The sequence below is a fragment of the Microcoleus sp. D3_18_C4 genome (assembly GCF_036702355.1).
Taxonomy (GTDB): domain Bacteria; phylum Cyanobacteriota; class Cyanobacteriia; order Cyanobacteriales; family Microcoleaceae; genus Microcoleus.
Genome location: NZ_JAUBTF010000005.1, coordinates 32,831 through 51,537, shown reverse-complemented (window position 1 = coordinate 51,537; position 18,707 = coordinate 32,831). Strand labels below are relative to the sequence as shown.

Genomic DNA, 18,707 nt, shown 5'->3' with positions numbered 1-18,707 from the left:
TCAAGATAATACATTACGTTTTTTCAATTAAAAAACGGTCGATCCGGCTGACTACAGTTAGCAGGAGCGATCGCTAGGAATTTCCGATTCGATGTTCATCCAAATAGCCAATTAGTTTAGCTTGTAGCTGCACTGCCTTCGCTCTCTTTCGCCAAGACAGTGCACCAGCATAAACATTAGTTAAATCTGCCAGCGCTTGTAAGTGCTGACGGCATAGGAGTTGTGTTTGCCTTTAGCGATCGCCAATGCTGCCAACTACTCCTCTACCCAATTGAGTAACCCAAGAGAAGTAACAGCTCCAAAAAAGTGAGCGCCAATCAGATTGACGTTTGCCATCGTCACAAAAATATCTAGGGAACGAATCACATTTTCTGGCGAATAAGCTGTCATCGCTTGGGGCTGACTAAGAGTTTTTGCGAGGACTAAAGCAACTGTTTCTTCAGAAGCAACAAAGGCGATTAATACCCCCACCAAACTAGAAACTAATCCAATCCGTAAGGTGTGAGTAATATGTTCTTTGCTGGGATAGACCTGGGAATTTTCGGCGTGCAAAAGTCTGCCTAAAAGCCTATAGCGAAAGTCCCAAAATATTCTAAAGCACAGCAATAACAGACCAACTATTGCTAAAAATACCCCGAAACCAATACCTGCATTATTGGTTTGTTCGCTCATGTTGCGACCCAACATAGCAAATAATAAAACAATGCCGGAAACAGCACCCAAGAATAACTGTATCCAGAAGCTAAATCTACTAAACAAGCGAAAAGTTGCGACGAATTCAGTTTGGGTCAGCGGTTGCGACAAGGGTTCTGGTTGATTAAGTTGATTCATTATATACACCTTATTGCTGAATTGATCGTGAAAGCAAACGACGTAAGAAATAGGTTCTGCTTGTCTTCCTGTCGCAAGCGATCGCCTTGTGGTTAGCTATTAGAGTTTTCCTGAAAAGTCAGTTAAGGGCAGGACAGGATGCCGGATGTTTGGGAACCGAATTCGGCAATTTCCGGTAAATAAAAGGTTGAACTCAACACAGCCACTGCCGTTGTGGTTGATTGGATTTTCCTCAAATCCTCCCGGTTCTGAACAATCAACTTCTTGCGACACTGGGGATTTAGAGTCTTAAAAATCGACTTAGGCAAAACGTCTCTTGTTTCTGTTCACCATCTCAAAATCTTGCTTCTATCTCCATTTAATCTAACTAGCCAGACCTTGCCATCTGTCTGATGCCATAAGAAAATATCCCCCTGATGGAAGATGATTGAGGAAAAAGTTATGATACAGCTTTGAGTTAAGTGCGATCGATCGCACTATTGGCGATCGATGCTTGATTCCCAACAGCCACACTGGGGCGCATCCATTCTTACAACATCCATAAGCTAGTTAGGGCAGCTATTCCAGATTCCCAACTATTCATATGCGAGTTGGGAGCTATTCGTTGCAAGCAAGATTACCCGGACATTTTTTTATCACCTTCCGAGTATTGACCATTTAACCCAACAAATTAAAACGATTTTTAGGTGAACAAATTCGCATATTAATCTGTTATAGCAATCCTTGCAGTAGTCATAAATATTTTACCTCACCCCAACCTTCCCCGCGAGTTCGGGGAGGCAGTAATAAATTCAATAATTTACGCTTTGTATATTACAACCATTATTGCTTTGTTGGGCAAGTGATACTGCTTTGTCTCAACGGAGTTGTGGCATTTATATGCGCTTTTATTCCCTATATCGGCGAATTTTTAAGCGTAATTTTAGCAGGGCTGCTTTTATTAGATTAGCATTGGAAAACAGGTGAGGTGTTGTTGCTATATTTCCTAATTAAACAAAGTGCAGCAGGAAATTTGGTCACCCCTATCCTTATGAAAAAGCAGGGATATTTGCTTTCCAATTACACATTAGCATTCTAGACAGCATTTAAATTTTTATTGGTTTTTTTGGGATTATTTTCAGCGCCACCCATTCTAATTGTTATTTAAACTTTGGTTAAAGAAGTTTGAATCAAAGATATACTAGACTGCTGGTCTACTGCTCCATCAGGGAAGCTATCTCTTAGCCCATAAAGCGAGATTTGTCAAGGCTAATAAATGTGAAATTTATCACCACTCAATCAACCGCTGACACTCCCGCTCAAGACAGATGAAAAAAATCTCTAAATAAGCTAATTATTAAGTTAATAAATGATAATATAAATCGTTTGTTTAAGAACTCAGGTAACTGGAAAGGAATGCAGCATTGCCTATGCCAGCAGTCGTTAACAACTAAAGTATAAAAAATATGAAACGGGACAACTCACCCACCGACAGCATTAAAGACTCAATTGGACAGGCAGCTTCTCATCCCTGGTTTGAGCGACTGGCAAGATTGGGATATGCTTCCAAAGGCTTAGTTTACTTTATTGTCGGTTTTCTAGCAGCACAAGCAGCCTTTAGTATGGGCGGCAGGACAACGGATACTAGCGGTGCATTATCAGAAATTGTTAACCAACCGTTCGGTAAATTTCTGCTATTTCTGGTAACGATTGGCATTATTGGTTATGCCCTTTGGCGTATCGTTCAGACAATTCTCGACCCAGAACACCAAGGACAGAAAATGGATGCCAAGCGAATTGCCCAACGCATTGGCTACGCCTTAAGTGCTTTAGGTTATGCAGGTTTGGCTTTAACGGCTGTAAAACTGATAATGGGTTCGGGCCGTAGTAATAGCAATACAACCGAAGATTTGACAGCCCAAATTTTAGCGCAACCGTTTGGACAATGGTTGGTAGGATTGGCGGGATCAATTGTTATTGGTGTAGGCTTTTCTTATTTCTACGAAGCATATAAAGCCAAATTTCGCCGCCATTTCAAGCTAGATGAAATGAGTCCAACCGAGCAAAAGTGGGCGACACGGTTGGGTCGATTTGGAATTGCTGCCCGTGGAATTGTTTTCGTTATAATTGGTTTTTTCTTAATTCAAGCAGCAAGGCTATCGGATGCCAGTCAAACCAAGGGATTGGGCGAGGTGTTGGCAATTGTGGCAAAACAGCCTTTTAGTCCAGCGATTTTGGCTCTAGTACCTTTGGGTTTAATTGCCTATGGCATCTACTCGGTAATTGAAGCTCGCTATCGGCGAATTTTCCACTCATAAGCTTGCTCGTTATACAGAAAGTTATGAATTTTGAGTCCAAGATTATTTTGGGTGAATTAAAAACTTATCTAACTCAAGACTCAAAACTTTTACTAGCCGTCCTGGTTAAATCACCTGCTTTTAAGTCTGGATATTTTAACTCAAAACTCAGCGCGGACACGAAGGCACCGCCCCTACTCAACTCAAAACTCCTAAAAACTTATGGCACAAATTGGTTATCACGCTTCCCACGAACAGTTTAAGCCCAGCGAATTGCTGAAATATGTCCAAATGGCAGAAGAAGCTGGCTTTACCCATGCCCTTTCTTCCGATCACTTTCATCCTTGGAGTGAAGCGCAAGGACAAAGTGGTTTTGCTTGGTCTTGGTTGGGTGCAGCAATGCAAGCAACGCCAACGCTTTCCTATCGAGTTGTTTGCGCTCCCGGACAGCGGTATCATCCGGCTATTATTGCCCAAGCTGCGGCAACGTTGGCAGAAATGTTTCCCAATCGTTTTTGGCTAACGGTTGGCAGCGGTCAAGCCTTGAATGAACATATTACTGGGGATAAGTGGCCTACTAAGAGCGATCGCAACGCGCGCCTCAAAGAATGTGTCGATATTATCCGCGCCCTTTGGGCAGGAGAAACCGTCACCCATCGCGGTTTAGTGTGCGTAGAAGATGCAAAACTCTATACCCGCCCGGAAATTCTCCCATTAATTATCGGCGCCGCAGTTACCCCAGAAACCGCAGAATGGGTGGGCAGTTGGGCTGATGGATTAATTACGACTTCTCGCCCACCTGAAAAGTTAAAAAAAGTCGTCGATGCGTTTCGTCGCGGTGGTGGAGAAGGGAAACCAATGATTTTGAAAGTGCAGCTTTCCTATGACAGTAATGCACAGAAAGCACTACAAGGCGCTCATGATCAATGGCGTAGTAACATCTTCAAAAGCAAAATGTTGACAGAACTGATAACACCCGATCAATTTGATGCCGCCGGGGAGTTTGTGCAACCAGAGGAGTTATATCAACACGTCCGGATATCGGCAGACCAAGAGCAGCATATTGAGTGGTTGCAAAAAGATATTGAATTGGGGTTTGATGAACTAATTTTGCACAACGTTAACCGAGAACAAGAGCAGTTTATTGAGGTATTTGGCGAAAAAGTAGTGCCAGCGCTGACCAAAACTTGATCTTGGCATCTACCTAATTCAAGACTTTGAATTCTGATTTAATAATTGCTGAATCTCAGCCCGCAAGGCAGCAATTTCAGTTTGAAGTGCTGCAATTGATTTCGCTCCTGCTAATTCTGCTTCGTCATCCTCTGCATCGCGACCAATAAAAAATGTGGCGATGGTCGCAGTTACATAACCAAAAACCGCAAACGCATAGAGTGCCAGAACAAGGCAAAGTATGCGACCTTCTGGCGTTTTGGGCCAATATTCCGAACCCATTGTCATCATTAGCATAGCCGTCCACCATAAGGCTGTGCCGTAATTATTTAACCCGGAGGAACCATCGGCGACATCTTTTTCAAAAGCATACATCCCTGCTGCACCTACCAAGGTAATAATTATCGTTAGTCCTACGACATAACCAAATCCGCGACGGCTAACACTCGCAGCTAATGCCCGCATCCCTCGATTCGTACCAGTCATAACTCGCAACAACTGCAAACTTCGCACAGCCCGTGCTGTTTTGAATGCTCGCACAACTCGTACAATCCTCAAGGTACGCAAAGCAGGCAACAGCAGAGAAAAAGCCGTTATCCAATGGCTTTTGATATAGGAAATTTTGCGGGGAGCCAAGGCAAATTTAACTATAAAATCTGCAATAAAGATAATCCAAATAGTAGTGCTAACGACTTCTAGCACTGGGTTTAATCCCCAAATTAATTCAATAGTAAAGAGGGCTAGCCACACAAATGCCAGCACCAGCATGGGAGCTTCCAGCCAATCTTCTAGCTGTTGGAAAATCTCGCTTTGTTCTTGTTCTATGGCTTGTTTTTCTGCCAGGTTGGGGGTCTTCATCTACCTACCAAATCATTAGAAGTTGTCTTTTACGCTGCCTTTTAGCATAAGCTTTCGCCAACGGCACAGCAGTAAAGCCGTGGGGGATTATTGACGCGCAAATAATTAGGCTACTAATGACCCAAGCTAACTCTAATCCCGTTTTACGTAGCCCCAGCATGGCATAGAAAATCGCTGCCGCACCCCTTGGACCAAACCATCCTAAAAACAAAGTATCCTACCAGCTTTTTAGCTGACCCAGCTCATGTGGGCGAAGACAGCGCCACTACAAAACCTTGTTCAATTCATTCGCACTCTAACGCCCTTCCCTCTTCACCTCCAACTCTTCACGACGCAGTGTTTCCGTTGCCTCAACAATCTCCGTTTCAACTTCTTTCCTGATGTTAACTTCTTCGCGCACAAAAGCTTCTTTTTTTAGCTCAGCAGTTTCTTCGTAAACTTCCATACGCATCACCTTTTCCTGCTGGAATGGAGTATCCCGATTTACGGGTGCACCTGCCGTTCCTGGAGTTATACTTTCAATTACAACTCGCTCTTTTTCTGTGGGAATTGAAACTCGTGCGGTTTCGGTTTCAACTCGCTTGCCAATTGCTACCTCGCCAGCTTTGTGACGGCTTTTTTCTGCAACCAGTCGTTCTTCGTAGAGTCTAAATTTGTGATGCTCGCGCTCGTTCATCTGATACAATTGAGGCTCTTGTTCGTAAGTGTAGGTGTTGCGGTCATAACCAGCAGCGCTAGCTTGGTTAGAGACAGAACGCGGCATAGAAACTGGTGCAGATGCCTCTAAAGGCAATGATGCTTCTACAGGTGCAGACCCTTCTACCGTTAGAGTACGATAAACACCCCGCACTTGTTCTTCATAATCGTAATCAACCACCATCCCATCTTCATACTTGGGTAGTCTTTCTGCTTGGTCTTTACTCCTCAAACCCGTCGCGTAGATGCGCTCTGCATCAACATCCACTCGACAAAGAGCAACTGGAACTAATACCTTCTTGCCAAAAATCCAGAAACCTGTGTCAACAACAAAATATCGGAAACGTCCTGTCTCATCAACTAGCGCGGTATCGATGGAGCCAATCTTCTCATCTGTATTTCCAGCATAGATATCCAGGCCTTTGATATCTTCGCCATTAAAAGCCGCTTCGCGGTAGTGGGGATTAAAATCTTCAATTTTGTAAAGTAACATAGGAATCCTTCCCTTTCTATCTACATCAACTTATGCCTCCATTTTAGATATAACTCAAATTTGATGCTTCCTTCTTATGAAGTATTAAATAAAACAGAATAGTACGATGAGTATATTTATTTTAATTTTTTTCTGTCTCTGGATAGATGAATTCTCATTTTTTATCCATCTTCCGCTCCCTCAAGTTTCGCAATTTGAACTTTGAACAACTTTGCCTTTGTTATACTACTCCCTATGTTTAAATATTATTATGAATATATGCAATGCCGCCTCTTCAGCCAGCAATTTTCCATAACTGATAACTCATGAGTAATAACTAATAAAAACAAATTCCCCGGCCTAACCAGGGAACGAAAGATATTCAAAAAAGTAATGTTGTTTTAATAAATTGAATTTGCCAAAAAGCGGCGATAATTTAGTAGCAGCGATTGTTGATTTGAGAGCGGACGCCGGGGCGGGCAGTCCTGTACAGGTGCCGCACCCGATCGCATTTTCCAGTCTCAAGAAAACAGTTGCATTCATATTTGAGTACCACTTAAGCTTGGTTGCTGTTGCGAGTCTGGCTAGCCAGCTCCAACACTTGCGCCCAGCGTTTTTGGACTTGTTTGGGAGTGCATTTGAGCGCGGTGGCGATCGCCTTGTCGCTTTCTTGATTCCGCTTCATTTCTAACAGTTGCTGCATTTCGGGCGCAAGTTGAGCGCGAAATGCTTCCCATTTGTCCGAAGTCATTCCCAGCTTTTGATCGACATCAGCACCCAGCCATTCGTGGACGAGTTTCCAATTTTGAGTGCGGGCAAATTTTTCGACGTGATACTTGAAACGTTGTTGCAAGTAGTCGCGCTGGCGGGAAGACAAACCGAGCGCGCGGTCAATTTCCGAAGCCGAAAGGTCTTGCAATTTTAAAGTTAAGTAATTCACGCATTCTGGCTGATTTTGCGATTCCAGATAGGCGATTAATTCCGAGACTACTCGATCGCGCAGCACAGCATCAGCAGGATCGACAGTTTCCGATACCATTTGCTCGCGCACTTGTTGCAGCGCCGGAGAGCGGCTGTAAATTTCTGCATCTTCTCCCTTGCCGGATTCTACAGCCATTTCAATGTCGATCGCAGTTTCGGGAGGCTGACCCTTGGCAAATCCTTGAGCGCGCAACACGATCAGGCGCTGGCGGTTGCGGCCGGGTAAGCCGATTTGGCGCTTGGCGTAGTGTTCGGTGAAAGCCATGTACTCAGCCAATTCTAGCTGCGTGCGGGGCTGGTAGGTGACATCGAGTTGGTGTTCGCGGCGGAAAGCTCGGAGAGATTCGATGTAAAAGCCTTGCAAAAAGTCTTCAATCATGTTGTAGCGAGCTTGGAAGTTCAAGTTCGATCGGAAAGAAGCAACATGGCGGTAAATCATCGCCGCGAGGTGAGAATGCAGTTCGACGCGGCCTTGTTTGGAACCGAGGCGGTAGTATTGCAGGGTTTTTTGCAACCGGTGCTCCGCCAAGGTGATTTGCCAAGCTTCAACTTCGCCGGAAATTTGGATGCGATCGCTTTTTTGGCAAATCCGTTCGACTTCCTTAGCAATCCGCATCGCCACTGCTTGAGCGCTGCGGCTGGCAGTTTTCATTTCCGCTTGCAATTCTTTGAGGGCGAAGTTAGCCAAAGCGAGGATATCGATGCTTGGAAGAGAATTGATTTCGGCGATTTGTTCGCTGGATGCAGCCGGAATGCTGTTGAGGTCAGAAGCGGTGTTGCAGTTGACGGTGTTGGTGGCAGCTTTGACAGTCATGGCGTTTATCGGGTGGTAGGACACAGCGGGTGTGCGAGGACATTTGTCAGAGAGTGAGGCGGCAGTTGCTGGCGGTTTCGCTTGCTGTGCTGATTCAACTCTCTATACATTGAATGTTACGGAAGTAGAGATAACCGTAGTTATGCCAGTGTTCCACTCTCTCATGCAACAGTTTTTGGCTGCTGAATCTGATTCTAAGCGCTGGCTGTGGAAGATTGGTTTTATTGCCGTTAAAGCCTTACTGTACAAGCATTCTGAGCTGTTATTGGGGTGGGGCGATCGCAAGGAAAATGGAGGTTGCTGCCAGGCTGCTGAGTGGACAATCTAATAACTGGCTATTTGAGGCGGTTTTGGGCGTTAGAGATTGTGGAATCGAGACTTGGCAGAGTGTAGCTAACTGCAATGTCTTCTGAAGCTACGCAACAGCAGTTAGGAAACCCGGTTAATCTGAAAATTTGATCTTATTCAAGAAGGAAGAAGGAATAAGAAAGAAGCACAGAGAGCTTTGTTTGCCAACAACTCACCCCGATTCTCTCTCTAATACCAAAGTCACCGGCCCGTCATTCTCGATCGAGACTTGCATCATCGCTCCAAAAACGCCTGTTTCGACTTTTAAGCCGCTTTGGCGCAACTTTTGGACAAATTTCTCATAAAAAATTTCGGCTCGTTCAGGAGCTGCGGCTCGGTCAAAAGAAGGTCGCCGACCTTTGCGACAGTCCCCGTAGAGCGTAAATTGACTGACAACCAGCAACTCGCCGCCGATGTCTTGTACTGACTTGTCCCAGCGCCCGGTATCCCCGGCCGGATCGGGAAACAAACGCAATTCCAGGCATTTCCGAGCCATCCAATCGAGTTCTGCTTCGGTGTCGGTGTCTGCAATACCTACAAGCAAGTTAAGTCCGCAGCCAATTTTGCCGACAATTTGACCGTCAATTTCGACTTGAGATGATTTGACTCGCTGGATGATGACTCGCATGGGAAATTAGAAATGCTTAAATTTAAAACTAAAAATCAAAAGGTCAACTTACCTTTTTAATAGGAATTATGAAAAAAAAATAGGTTTCTCGGATAAATCTTGGTTTTAACTTATATCTTGCACCATACTCAAGAACAGGCAAGATGCCTGTTCCACAAAGAGTATATTTTCTTGTGGAACAGGCATCTTGCCTGTTCCTAAAAGGCTAATTGAGAGTGGTGCAAGATATAAGTTTTAACCGCGAAGTCTCGATGAAAAAACCTGGTTTCTAGCCAGCGCACGTCTGTTCTGTTTAATTTTCAACCTTTAGTTTTTCCCAAAACCTTTGCCGCGATTGGTTGAAGGCATACAAAGACAGTTTTCGAGTTGCGATCGCAAAGTCTCGGTATCCAAACCCTGACCAATGAGAACAAGCTGGTTTTTGCGATCGCCTTTCCACTCGTCGTCATCCATCGAAAATCGCTTCCCGCTCAAGTGAAAAATATGCCGTTTAGGGCTTTCTTCAAACCACATAATTCCTTTCGCGCGAAACACATTTGTTGGCAGTTGTTTGTCTAAGAAATATTGAAATTTTCTCAGAGAAAACGGCTTGTCACTTTGGAAAGAAATTGAGGTAAATCCGTCATTTTCTAAATGGTCGGAGTGGTCGTGATGGCTGTGGTCGTGATGGCCGTGGTCGTGATGGCCGTGGTCGTGATGGTCGTGATGTTCGTGGTTGTGATGGTCGTGATGTTCGTGGTCGTGATGGTCGTGATGGTCGTGACTGCTAGGAGTTTCTTCAGATTGGAAATATTTGTCCGATTCAAACAATCCGACGCTGAGGACTAGCGGTAGGGGAACTTGCGATTTTACAGTTCGCAGAATTCGAGCACCTTCTTTGACATCCCGAATCTTAACTTCCAACAAATCTAAATCTGCTTCTTCTACCAAATCTGTTTTGTTGAGGATAATTATATCGCCATAAGCTATTTGACTGTACGCTGCTTGAGAGTTGAACAAATCTAAGCTGTAGTTGGCTGCGTCTACTACTGTAACTATCGAATCGAGACGAGTCAGGTCGCGCAGTTCTGTGCCTAAAAAAGTCATCGCTACTGGCAGCGGGTCGGCGAGTCCGGTTGTTTCGACTACTAGATAATCAAGATTTTCTTGACGTTCCAGAACTTTGTAAACTGCATTAACTAAATCTTCATTAATTGTGCAGCAGATGCAGCCGTTGTTCAGCTCAACCATGTTGTCGTCGGTGGTGACAATCAGTTCGTTGTCGATGCCGATTTCGCCAAATTCATTGACCAAAACTGCTGTTTTCAAACCCTGCTGGTTGGTCAGGATGTGGTTGAGCAGGGTTGTTTTGCCACTGCCGAGAAATCCTGTAATAATTGTAACGGGCAATCCGTGTTTGGGAGCGTCCATCGCCAGTTCTGTCTCGGACTGAGTTGTAGATTGCATAGCTTGAATGTCAAATAATGTCGGAAGCTTAAACTTGTGGTTCTTATTGTATCTTATATTAATTCCGAACAGCGCGTTACAAGCGCTAATTATCTAAAATTGCCAACTATGCGATCGCACTTTTTTAATTGACCGCTGGAATTGTTGGCAAAAGTACCTCTAGGAGTTGTTCTGCAACGTGTTTCCAGGTAAACCCAGCCGCTACAAATTTGGGGCCTGCTTCGCGAGAGCGATCGCACAAGTCCGGCTGTTCTATAATATTTTTCATTAAGGCGATCGAATGTTCTAAATCTGGCATCATGCGAAATATCGGCTGACCGTTAGAAGTACCTTCTTGAAACGTACTTTCGACGTGCAAAGCAAAATCAGGAGTTGTAAAATCATCCGTCGGGCCGCCTTTAGTGCAGATAAGCGGCAAGCCACAAGCGATTGCTTCTAGTGCGGGCAAATTGAAGCCTTCTGCTAAATAAAGAGATACGTAGGCATCGGCGGCTTGATAAAGTTGAGCCATTTTTGCAAAAGGCAGTGTTTCTCCTATGTAAGCCATGCGCGGCAAAACTTTTTCTGCTTCGTCAAAAGTCAGTTCGTCTAGGTTTTGAGCGATTAGAGAATCCGACTCATATATTGATTCTTCTCCTTTCAATACTAATCTGGCTTCGGGATAACTTTCAACTACAACTGCGAAAGCTTTTAACAATAAATCGATGCCTTTATTGGGAGATCCTGCACCGATATTCAAAAAGACAAATCCGTCCCATCCTAGCTGTTTCCGCAAAGCTTCGCGTTCCGATTTTGTTAAAGGTTTGTAAATATTTGGATCGATGCCGCAGGGTATGACAATTGTGCGAGCGGGATTCGCACCGCTGCGGATAAATCCGGTTTTCGACCACTGGGAAGGCGTAATAATAATTATATCGGAGTTGCTGTGTCCTTCGCGGAGGGAAGCTGCGCCCGTTATTCTAAAGTTTTCGTTGTGCAGAATTCCCCATTCTGTTGTGGCAAACAAGCACGTCCGTTTTGTATTTGAGGGTGCAAAATTGTAAGGTACTGAGATCCGTAAGGTAGCGTCTGCTTTTATAGACGCGGAAGGGTGGGGAATATTTTTTATTGCTGCTTCAGCAGTTGCATCTAACAAACCGATTGCTGGCTGCCAATTTTCGTCGAGATAGGGGATATCTTTGTGGAAAAGTTCTAAATTGGGATATTTCAGCATTTCTAGTAGCTGAAATTGATTGGTTATCGCGTAGGAGTGCGGCAAAAAGCGCCAGCCTTCAACAATTATACGCATTTATTTGTTAGTTGTTAGTTGTTAGTTTTGGTTTGTTACCGCTCGCCCATCACCGATTACCCCTTACCAATGCCCAATTACCTATTACCCGTTACCCTTAACAAAAAGGGTTATTTGGTTACAAAATTATTGATTACAAAGTGGATTTCTCAATTTTATAGCTCGTGTTTTCGGGTAATATGACATCTAGCAACTGGTCTATGGCGTGTTTCCAAGGACAGTTTTTAGCTAGAAAACGGGGGTATGCAATTCTAGCTTTGGCTGTAAGTGCAGGTTGGGCGATAACTGCCTGCATCAACTGGTCAAATGTTCCCAGTGGCGAGCTAAAATAAATAGTTTTTTTTGCTCTTTCCACCGACATAAATTTACTTTCTACTTACTTTTTACGGGCAGTGCAAAGTCTGGGTGAGCGAAATCGTCGGGAATGCCGCCGGCTGGGGCGAATATGGTTGTTTCGACTACTAGATAGTCGATATTTTCTAGGCGTTCTAAAACACTGTAAACTGCATTAATCAATACCGAGAAATCCTGTAATAATTGTAACGGGCAATCCGTGTTTGGGAGCGTCCATCGCCAGTTCTGTTTCGGACTGAGTTGTAGATTGCATAGCTTGAATGTCAAATAATGTCGATCGCACTTTCTTTGTGGCTCTTATTGTATCTTAATTAGGACAAGGCCTGGTAAACCCAGTTTCTCGGAGAAATGTTGGGTTTGGTAGCATGGTATCTACGCATCAACCGGCAATCAGCCCGCGAGTGCAAAATAAGTGGGCCGCTAATTATCGGCAATTGCTAACGCGGTCGATCGCACTTTGTGATTTTTTTGATAAAAATTTGTCCAGAGTACCTGTCGCAGTTTTTGCCACTAACTCCAGCAGGGACAAATTGGGGGCAGACTCAAGCTGAGTGCGATCGCCCAATGCCCGCTGCTCTATAATAGTTTTAATTATCGAGCTGCGTAAAATATTTAACTTTCCACTATCAACGAAAACAGGGCGGTGGCTAACAACAGCCACCGCCCTCAAGATAGTATTGCGCTATCTAAATCTGTGCTTACGCAGGAAGCAAGACTGAATCAATAATGTGGATGACACCATTATCAGCAGCAACATCGGCTGTTGTAACGGTAGAATCATTGATTTTGACGCCATTGGAAGCATCAATTTTCACTTCTGAACCTTCCACTGTCTTGGCAGATTTCAGCTTGACCACATCAGCGGCCATAACTTTGCCAGAAACGACATGATAAGTCAAGATTTTTGTGAGCTTAGGAATGTCCTTAAGCAGTGCTTCTACAGTACCTGCGGGAAGCTTAGCAAAAGCTTCGTCAGTAGGCGCAAAAACTGTGAAGGGGCCAGCGCCTTTGAGAGTATCTACTAAACCAGCAGCTTTGACAGCAGCAACTAGGGTTGTAAAAGATCCAGCCGAAACGGCGGTATCAACGATATCAGCCAAGTGAGTCACCTAGTTTTTGTAATCTATAAATCACTATAACGCTAAAAAGTTAATTTAGCTACATTAATTTTTTCTTTAGTTCTGTCTGGTTTTCTGATATTTAAGATAACAATTTTTTATTTAACTTCTTTCATAAAATACCTATCTAAAGGTAGATATTTATTTTTAAATTTTAGTGTATTTTTATTTAGCAATGTAATCCTAAATACATTAGTAAGACGATCGCCCCTGCGCGCTTTTTAAACTAAACGCAAGGGCGATGCTGTCTCGCCCCTGCTACAACATTTTGATTAACGTGGCAAAACATTCAACCTTCAGCGCAGCGCTAACAAATTACAAAAGCCCGCCACCCCGACTTATGGCAACAGTTTGGGAAATCCCGATCTAAACTGTTAACAACCACTAACTAGCGGAAGGGTGACATGAGATACAAACTACTAGGTCACAGCGGACTTCGCGTTTCGGAAATCTGCCTCGGAACCATGACTTTTGGGGAAGAGTGGGGTTGGGGGAGCTCCTACGACGAAAGCCGGAAAATGTTCGACGCCTTTGCAGAAGCGGGCGGCAATTTCATTGATACCGCGAATCTCTACACCAACGGTACTAGCGAAAAATATGTCGGTGAGTTCATCGCAGCCGATCGCGAAAAATGGGTAGTTGCCACTAAGTATAGCCTCAACATGAAGAATGGCGAAATCAACGGTTTCGGCAACCACCGCAAAAATATGGTACAAGCAGTAGAGGCAAGTTTGAAGCGATTGCAAGTTGAATACATAGATTTGCTGTGGCTGCACGCTTGGGATTTTACCACACCCGTTGAAGAAGTGATGCGCGCTTTTGACGATTTGGTGCGCGCCGGCAAAATTCTTTATATCGGCATTTCCGATACGCCGGCTTGGATTATTTCTCAAGCAAATACGATCGCCCATCTGCGCGGTTGGACACCATTTATCGGCTTGCAAATCGAGTATTCTTTAAAAGAGCGAACTCCTGAACGGGACTTGATCCCTATGGCAAAAGCCTTTGATATTGGCGTCACAGCTTGGAGTCCGCTAGCAGCAGGTTTGCTGACAGGAAAATACAACACTTCAAAAACCGCCAGCGAAGCTAAACGGCTGAATTCACCTGAATCGGGAAAAATTAACGAACGAGACCTCAAAATTGCTGACGAAGTTAGCAAAATAGCAGCCGAAATTGGCAAACCTGCTTCTCAAGTAGCCCTAAATTGGCTGATCCAACAGCCAGTCGAAGTTATTCCGATTGTGGGTTCCCGCAAACTCTCGCAACTTCAGGAAAATCTCGCTTGTTTGGAGTTTGAATTAACCCCCGAACAAATGCAGCAGTTAGACAAAGTAAGTGCAATTGAATTGGGTTTCCCTCACGATTTCTTAAAGAGTTCGACGGTGCAAGATTTTGCCTTTGGAGGAGGAATCGCCAAAATTGACAGCCGCCGACTGTAAAGTGGCTGCTATTTTCTAGTCGCGGGTTTACGTGGATATTTGGCGTTTGATTGCAGATATCGGCGAAGCCGCCCTGAGAGGGATGATTGACATTTGTGCTGGGGGCGCGAGGTTAAACTGACGCCCACAGCGCAGATGTCATCACCTGGGTTTCTTGCCGCAGACTCGCGCAAAATCTTAGGTTTATCGTTGCGGTTGCCTGGTTTCTTGGGTATTGTTGAGACAGGTGTTCTTCGGTGAGTTTAACCCCACTCTATAAACTGTCAATTGTTAATCTATCGGAAGTCAGAAATGTCGGTCAATCTTCTGTATATTAGGATACAAATTTTCTAAATTAGCGATCGGATGAGTTAAAAAAAAGCAAGGTTTGTCAAATCAAAAAGCAACATAAACTTGATGGCAAATTTTCTCTCATCTTCAAATAAAGCAATAAAACTCGCTCTTTTTTCACCCCGTACCTGCCAGTTAAAAGTCATTTTACAAGGTCGATCGGCATCTTAACGGCTTTTGAACCCAGCGTGCAAGCTAGGTGTCTCCTGAGAGAAAAGTCATCCTTCAGATAGAAGTTAGGGCAAAAAAACTGGGTTACATTTAACAACAATAGCAAGTCAAACCATATTAACTTATCTCTAAGTTTCAATTCTGAAAAAAGCAGATAAGCCTGTTCTTACCGCAGCTAAACAGTTTCTTTGTTTGGCTCACTGAATGCGCCGCTTGCTCGTCAATAAAAGTTCTCAGATTTATGCTTGCGACTTTCAGTAAGACCCTGCTGAGAAATATATCCTATTGACCAATTTTAACGGACAAATTTTCATTGACAAATTCCAGAGGCTAATATGTCGCCCCCAGAAAACTCAGTAAACAATAATTATAGCAATAAAGAGCGAGCATGGGAGATCCGATTTACCTCTATAGATCCAGCCAAATCGCCATCTCAATTCGCTGCGTCGCCCGCATTGCGCGCCAACTTATCAAAAACTGAGGCTTTAGATGCACCAGATTTAGTTTGCCTGTCCCATTTGCGCTGGAATTTTGTCTATCAACGTCCGCAACATCTCTTGAGTCGCTGTGCCAAAACTCGTCGCGTATTCTTTGTAGAAGAACCTGTGTTTAGCGTGGCTACAGATTGGTGGCTTGATGTGAGCATCCACGAAAGCGGAGTCTGGGTAATAGTACCGCACCTGAGTGAAGGAACCAGCGAAGCAACAGCACAAACTGCTCAGCAAGCCATGCTAGATGATTTGTTTCGAGCGGCAGAAATTAGCCAGTACATCCTCTGGTATTACACACCAATGGCTGTCAGTTTCACAAGCCACTTAAAGCCGCTAGCTGTAGTCTACGACTGCATGGATGAACTGTCAGCATTCCAAGGCGCGCACCCGGACTTAAAAGCCAATGAAAACCACTTATTAAAGCGCGCTAGCGTAGTATTTACCGGGGGACACAACCTTTACGAAGCTAAACAGCACCAGCACCCAAACATTCACGCCTTCCCCAGCAGCATCGAAAAAGAACACTTTGCGACAGCCAGGAATCTTTCACAAGAACCGGCAGATCAAAAAGACATTCCTCACCCGCGTTTGGGATTTTATGGCGTTATAGACGAACGCATGGATATCGAACTGCTGGGGGAGATGGCACAAGCAAGGCCGGACTGGCATTTAGTCATCATTGGCCCGGTGGCGAAAATCGATCCGACAACTCTGCCAACTCACCCAAATATCCACTATCTCGGCGGCAAATCTTATCAAGAACTGCCAGCGTATCTTGGCGGATGGGATATCGCCATGCTGCCTTTTGCGATCAACGAATCGACTAAGTTTATTAGTCCCACGAAAACTCCAGAATACCTCGCTGCCGGCAAACCGGTGATTTCTACTGCTATCCGCGACGTGGTGCGGCCCTACGGAGAAAACGGCTTGGTTCGGATTGCTAGCAATTCTGAAGAATTCGTTGCTTGTGCCGAAGAAATCCTCAGCGAAAGTTCGGACGTTCGCACCAAGTGGCTGAGCGAAGTAGACGCCTTTTTAGCAGACAATTCTTGGGACAATACCTGGGGCGAAATGCTGGGGTTGATCGAAAGTGCGATCGACGAGAAACGGCAGAAAGCCGAAGACCGGATGAAAGTTTTAAGTTAGGAATGTTGAGGTTGAAGTGAAAGAGTTACACTTTACGGATTCAAAAATTAACACTCAACACTCCTCGCTGTATGTCCAATTACCAATTATTCCTTACCCTTACCCTTACCCACAATCAGAGGTGTTTCAATGTTTGACTATTTAATCGTCGGAGCCGGATTTGCAGGTAGCGTCATTGCCGAAAGACTAGCAAATGAGGCTGGAAAAACAGTCCTGATAATTGATACCCGCAACCACATCGGCGGCAACGCATACGATCACTACGACAATCATGGTATCCTCGTACACAAATACGGCCCCCACATTTTTCACACCAACTCGCGCCCTGTTTTCGAGTATCTTTCGCGCTTCACCGAGTGGCGGCCTTACGAACACCGAGTCCTCGCCAGTGTTGACGGTCAACTGCTGCCAATTCCGATCAATCTCAACACCGTAAACAAACTTTACGGACTGAATCTCACCTCATTTGAAGTCGAAGATTTCTTCGCAAAAGTAGCAGAACCAAAAGATTACATTCGCACTTCCGAAGATGTCGTTGTCAGCAAAGTCGGTCGCGAACTTTACGAGAAATTCTTCCGCAACTACACCCGCAAACAGTGGGGCATGGACCCGTCAGAACTCGACAACTCAGTGATTGCGCGCGTACCCACTCGCACTAACCGGGACGATCGCTATTTCACCGATACCTATCAAGCAATGCCCCTGCACGGCTACACTCGGATGTTTGAAAAGATGCTTTCTCACCCAAACATCAAGGTGATGCTGAATACCGACTACCGGGAGATTGAGGGTTTTATCCCTTACGGAGAAATGATTTACACCGGGCCAGTCGATTCCTATTTCAATTATTGCTACGGCAAACTTCCTTACCGTTCCTTGGAATTCAAGCACGAAACACTGAACGTAGCCGTACACCAAGAAGCACCGGTGGTAAATTACCCCAACGAGCATTTATATACTCGCTGCACCGAGTTTAAATACCTCACCGGACAAGAGCATCTAAAAACTAGCATTGTCTACGAATATCCCCAAGCTGAGGGAGACCCTTACTACCCAGTTCCGCGTCCAGAAAATGCCGAAATTTACAAGAAATATAAGGCTTTGGCTGATGCTACTCCGGGAGTATCTTTCGTGGGAAGGCTGGCGACTTACAGGTATTATAACATGGATCAAGTGGTCGCTCAAGCTCTGACAACTTACAAACAAATTACTACCAAGCCGGTGATTGAATTGGTAGAAAATGTTAACGCTTCTGCCTCTAATGTAAGCTCATCCAATGGAGTTTCCCATCGCCCAGCCGCAGCTTCTCTAGAAGCCGCTGCTGTCAACCAGGGCAACAGCAATGGCAACGGCAACGGCAAATCTGTTAGCAAGTAGCTGGAAGTTGCGAGTTCCTGGTAAAAAGGTAAGGTGCTGATTGAGCACCTTACTAGGTTTTTATCAAAAGTTATTTAATAATTCAAACAAGCTTTGAGGTAAAAATGAACGTTCTAGTTAAAATTGTTTTGTCTCATGAGGTTTTGGAAGTTTCTCAATTTGCTCAGTTTCAGAAAGAAATACAGCGCCTCATTGAAAGCGGTGGCAAAATTCTGATGCTGGATTTCTCAAAAATAAATTTCCTGAAAAATTCCGAGTTAATGGCTGTAGTGGCGATCGTGAAATTAGTGAGAGACAGCGAATGTATACTTTTGATCTCTGCCATGAGCGAACAAGTTAGAATTCTCTTTGAACTCACGGGACTACAGCAAATATTTCAGTGTTTGCCGTTTGCAGAAGACTTTTATCTCAAAAGTGACCCAACTGAACCGTTAGGAGGTTTGCAAAGTCTTGCTAGCTAGAGGAAGAGG

General features: G+C 44.5%; 17 protein-coding genes and 1 pseudogene. 7 read left to right on the top strand and 11 right to left on the bottom strand.

The features are described from left to right. Window positions 1–255: 255 nt before the first annotated feature. Entirely contained in the window at window positions 256–831 is a 576-nt protein-coding gene (locus tag QUA90_RS03835) for a DUF3611 family protein (RefSeq protein ID WP_333081830.1), read from the bottom strand. Window positions 832–2,276: 1,445 nt separating this feature from the next. On the opposite strand from QUA90_RS03835, the gene QUA90_RS03830 reads away from it, so the two are divergent. Together QUA90_RS03830 and QUA90_RS03825 are read left to right on the top strand one after the other, a co-directional pair. Further along, window positions 2,277–3,128, top strand: a complete 852-nt coding sequence (locus tag QUA90_RS03830; RefSeq protein ID WP_333322946.1) for a DUF1206 domain-containing protein — start codon at window positions 2,277–2,279, stop codon at window positions 3,126–3,128. Between the two features lie 201 nt (window positions 3,129–3,329). After that, entirely contained in the window at window positions 3,330–4,298 is a 969-nt protein-coding gene (locus tag QUA90_RS03825) for a TIGR03885 family FMN-dependent LLM class oxidoreductase (RefSeq protein ID WP_333322948.1), read from the top strand. 18 nt (window positions 4,299–4,316) lie between these two features. Here the strand turns inward: QUA90_RS03825 and QUA90_RS03820 are convergent, their stop codons facing one another. The 3 genes from QUA90_RS03820 to QUA90_RS03810 all read right to left on the bottom strand — a co-directional run bounded on the left by QUA90_RS03820 (window position 4,317) and on the right by QUA90_RS03810 (window position 8,098). After that, window positions 4,317–5,135 (bottom strand): ion transporter, encoded by an 819-nt coding sequence (locus tag QUA90_RS03820; protein ID WP_333322950.1) that lies wholly within the window; start codon window positions 5,133–5,135, stop codon window positions 4,317–4,319. A gap of 295 nt (window positions 5,136–5,430) precedes the next feature. Next, on the bottom strand, window positions 5,431–6,324 hold the full coding sequence (locus tag QUA90_RS03815; protein WP_333443911.1) for a DUF2382 domain-containing protein: 894 nt from the start codon (window positions 6,322–6,324) through the stop codon (window positions 5,431–5,433). A gap of 535 nt (window positions 6,325–6,859) precedes the next feature. Continuing rightward, window positions 6,860–8,098, bottom strand: coding sequence for a HetZ-related protein (locus QUA90_RS03810; RefSeq protein ID WP_333385052.1), 1,239 nt, complete (start codon window positions 8,096–8,098; stop codon window positions 6,860–6,862). 43 nt (window positions 8,099–8,141) lie between these two features. Between QUA90_RS03810 and QUA90_RS03805 the strand changes: the two genes are divergently transcribed. Then, complete coding sequence (locus tag QUA90_RS03805; protein WP_333385049.1) at window positions 8,142–8,426, top strand: hypothetical protein; 285 nt, start codon at window positions 8,142–8,144, stop codon at window positions 8,424–8,426. 192 nt (window positions 8,427–8,618) lie between these two features. On the opposite strand, the gene dtd is transcribed toward QUA90_RS03805, so the two are convergent. From dtd to QUA90_RS03770, 7 genes and pseudogenes are all read right to left on the bottom strand, one after another. Further along, window positions 8,619–9,074 (bottom strand): D-aminoacyl-tRNA deacylase, encoded by a 456-nt coding sequence (dtd, locus tag QUA90_RS03800; protein WP_333385046.1) that lies wholly within the window; start codon window positions 9,072–9,074, stop codon window positions 8,619–8,621. A 306-nt stretch (window positions 9,075–9,380) separates the two neighbouring features. Further along, window positions 9,381–10,520, bottom strand: a complete 1,140-nt coding sequence (locus QUA90_RS03795) for a GTP-binding protein (RefSeq protein WP_333323039.1) — start codon at window positions 10,518–10,520, stop codon at window positions 9,381–9,383. 124 nt (window positions 10,521–10,644) lie between these two features. Then, complete coding sequence (locus QUA90_RS03790) at window positions 10,645–11,808, bottom strand: glycosyltransferase (protein ID WP_333385043.1); 1,164 nt, start codon at window positions 11,806–11,808, stop codon at window positions 10,645–10,647. A gap of 133 nt (window positions 11,809–11,941) precedes the next feature. Beyond that, entirely contained in the window at window positions 11,942–12,169 is a 228-nt protein-coding gene (locus QUA90_RS03785; RefSeq protein WP_333385040.1) for a hypothetical protein, read from the bottom strand. Between the two features lie 86 nt (window positions 12,170–12,255). Next, window positions 12,256–12,415 (bottom strand): annotated as a pseudogene (locus tag QUA90_RS03780) (GTP-binding protein); the annotation flags it as partial. Between the two features lie 171 nt (window positions 12,416–12,586). Continuing rightward, the gene (locus tag QUA90_RS03775; protein ID WP_333443909.1) at window positions 12,587–12,823 is read right to left on the bottom strand and encodes a hypothetical protein; all 237 of its coding nucleotides are present in this window, start codon (window positions 12,821–12,823) and stop codon (window positions 12,587–12,589) included. A gap of 37 nt (window positions 12,824–12,860) precedes the next feature. Next, window positions 12,861–13,262 (bottom strand): fasciclin domain-containing protein, encoded by a 402-nt coding sequence (locus tag QUA90_RS03770; RefSeq protein ID WP_333067889.1) that lies wholly within the window; start codon window positions 13,260–13,262, stop codon window positions 12,861–12,863. Between the two features lie 422 nt (window positions 13,263–13,684). On the opposite strand from QUA90_RS03770, the gene QUA90_RS03765 reads away from it, so the two are divergent. From QUA90_RS03765 to QUA90_RS03750, 4 genes are all read left to right on the top strand, one after another. Continuing rightward, window positions 13,685–14,722: an aldo/keto reductase gene (locus QUA90_RS03765; RefSeq protein ID WP_333443907.1), complete on the top strand. Its 1,038-nt coding sequence runs from the start codon at window positions 13,685–13,687 to the stop codon at window positions 14,720–14,722. A gap of 836 nt (window positions 14,723–15,558) precedes the next feature. Beyond that, complete coding sequence (locus QUA90_RS03760) at window positions 15,559–16,860, top strand: glycosyltransferase family 1 protein (protein ID WP_333443905.1); 1,302 nt, start codon at window positions 15,559–15,561, stop codon at window positions 16,858–16,860. 129 nt (window positions 16,861–16,989) lie between these two features. Beyond that, on the top strand, window positions 16,990–18,237 hold the full coding sequence (gene glf / locus QUA90_RS03755; RefSeq protein WP_333443903.1) for a UDP-galactopyranose mutase: 1,248 nt from the start codon (window positions 16,990–16,992) through the stop codon (window positions 18,235–18,237). A 104-nt stretch (window positions 18,238–18,341) separates the two neighbouring features. After that, window positions 18,342–18,698, top strand: a complete 357-nt coding sequence (locus tag QUA90_RS03750) for an STAS domain-containing protein (protein WP_333322967.1) — start codon at window positions 18,342–18,344, stop codon at window positions 18,696–18,698. Window positions 18,699–18,707 lie beyond the last annotated feature (9 nt).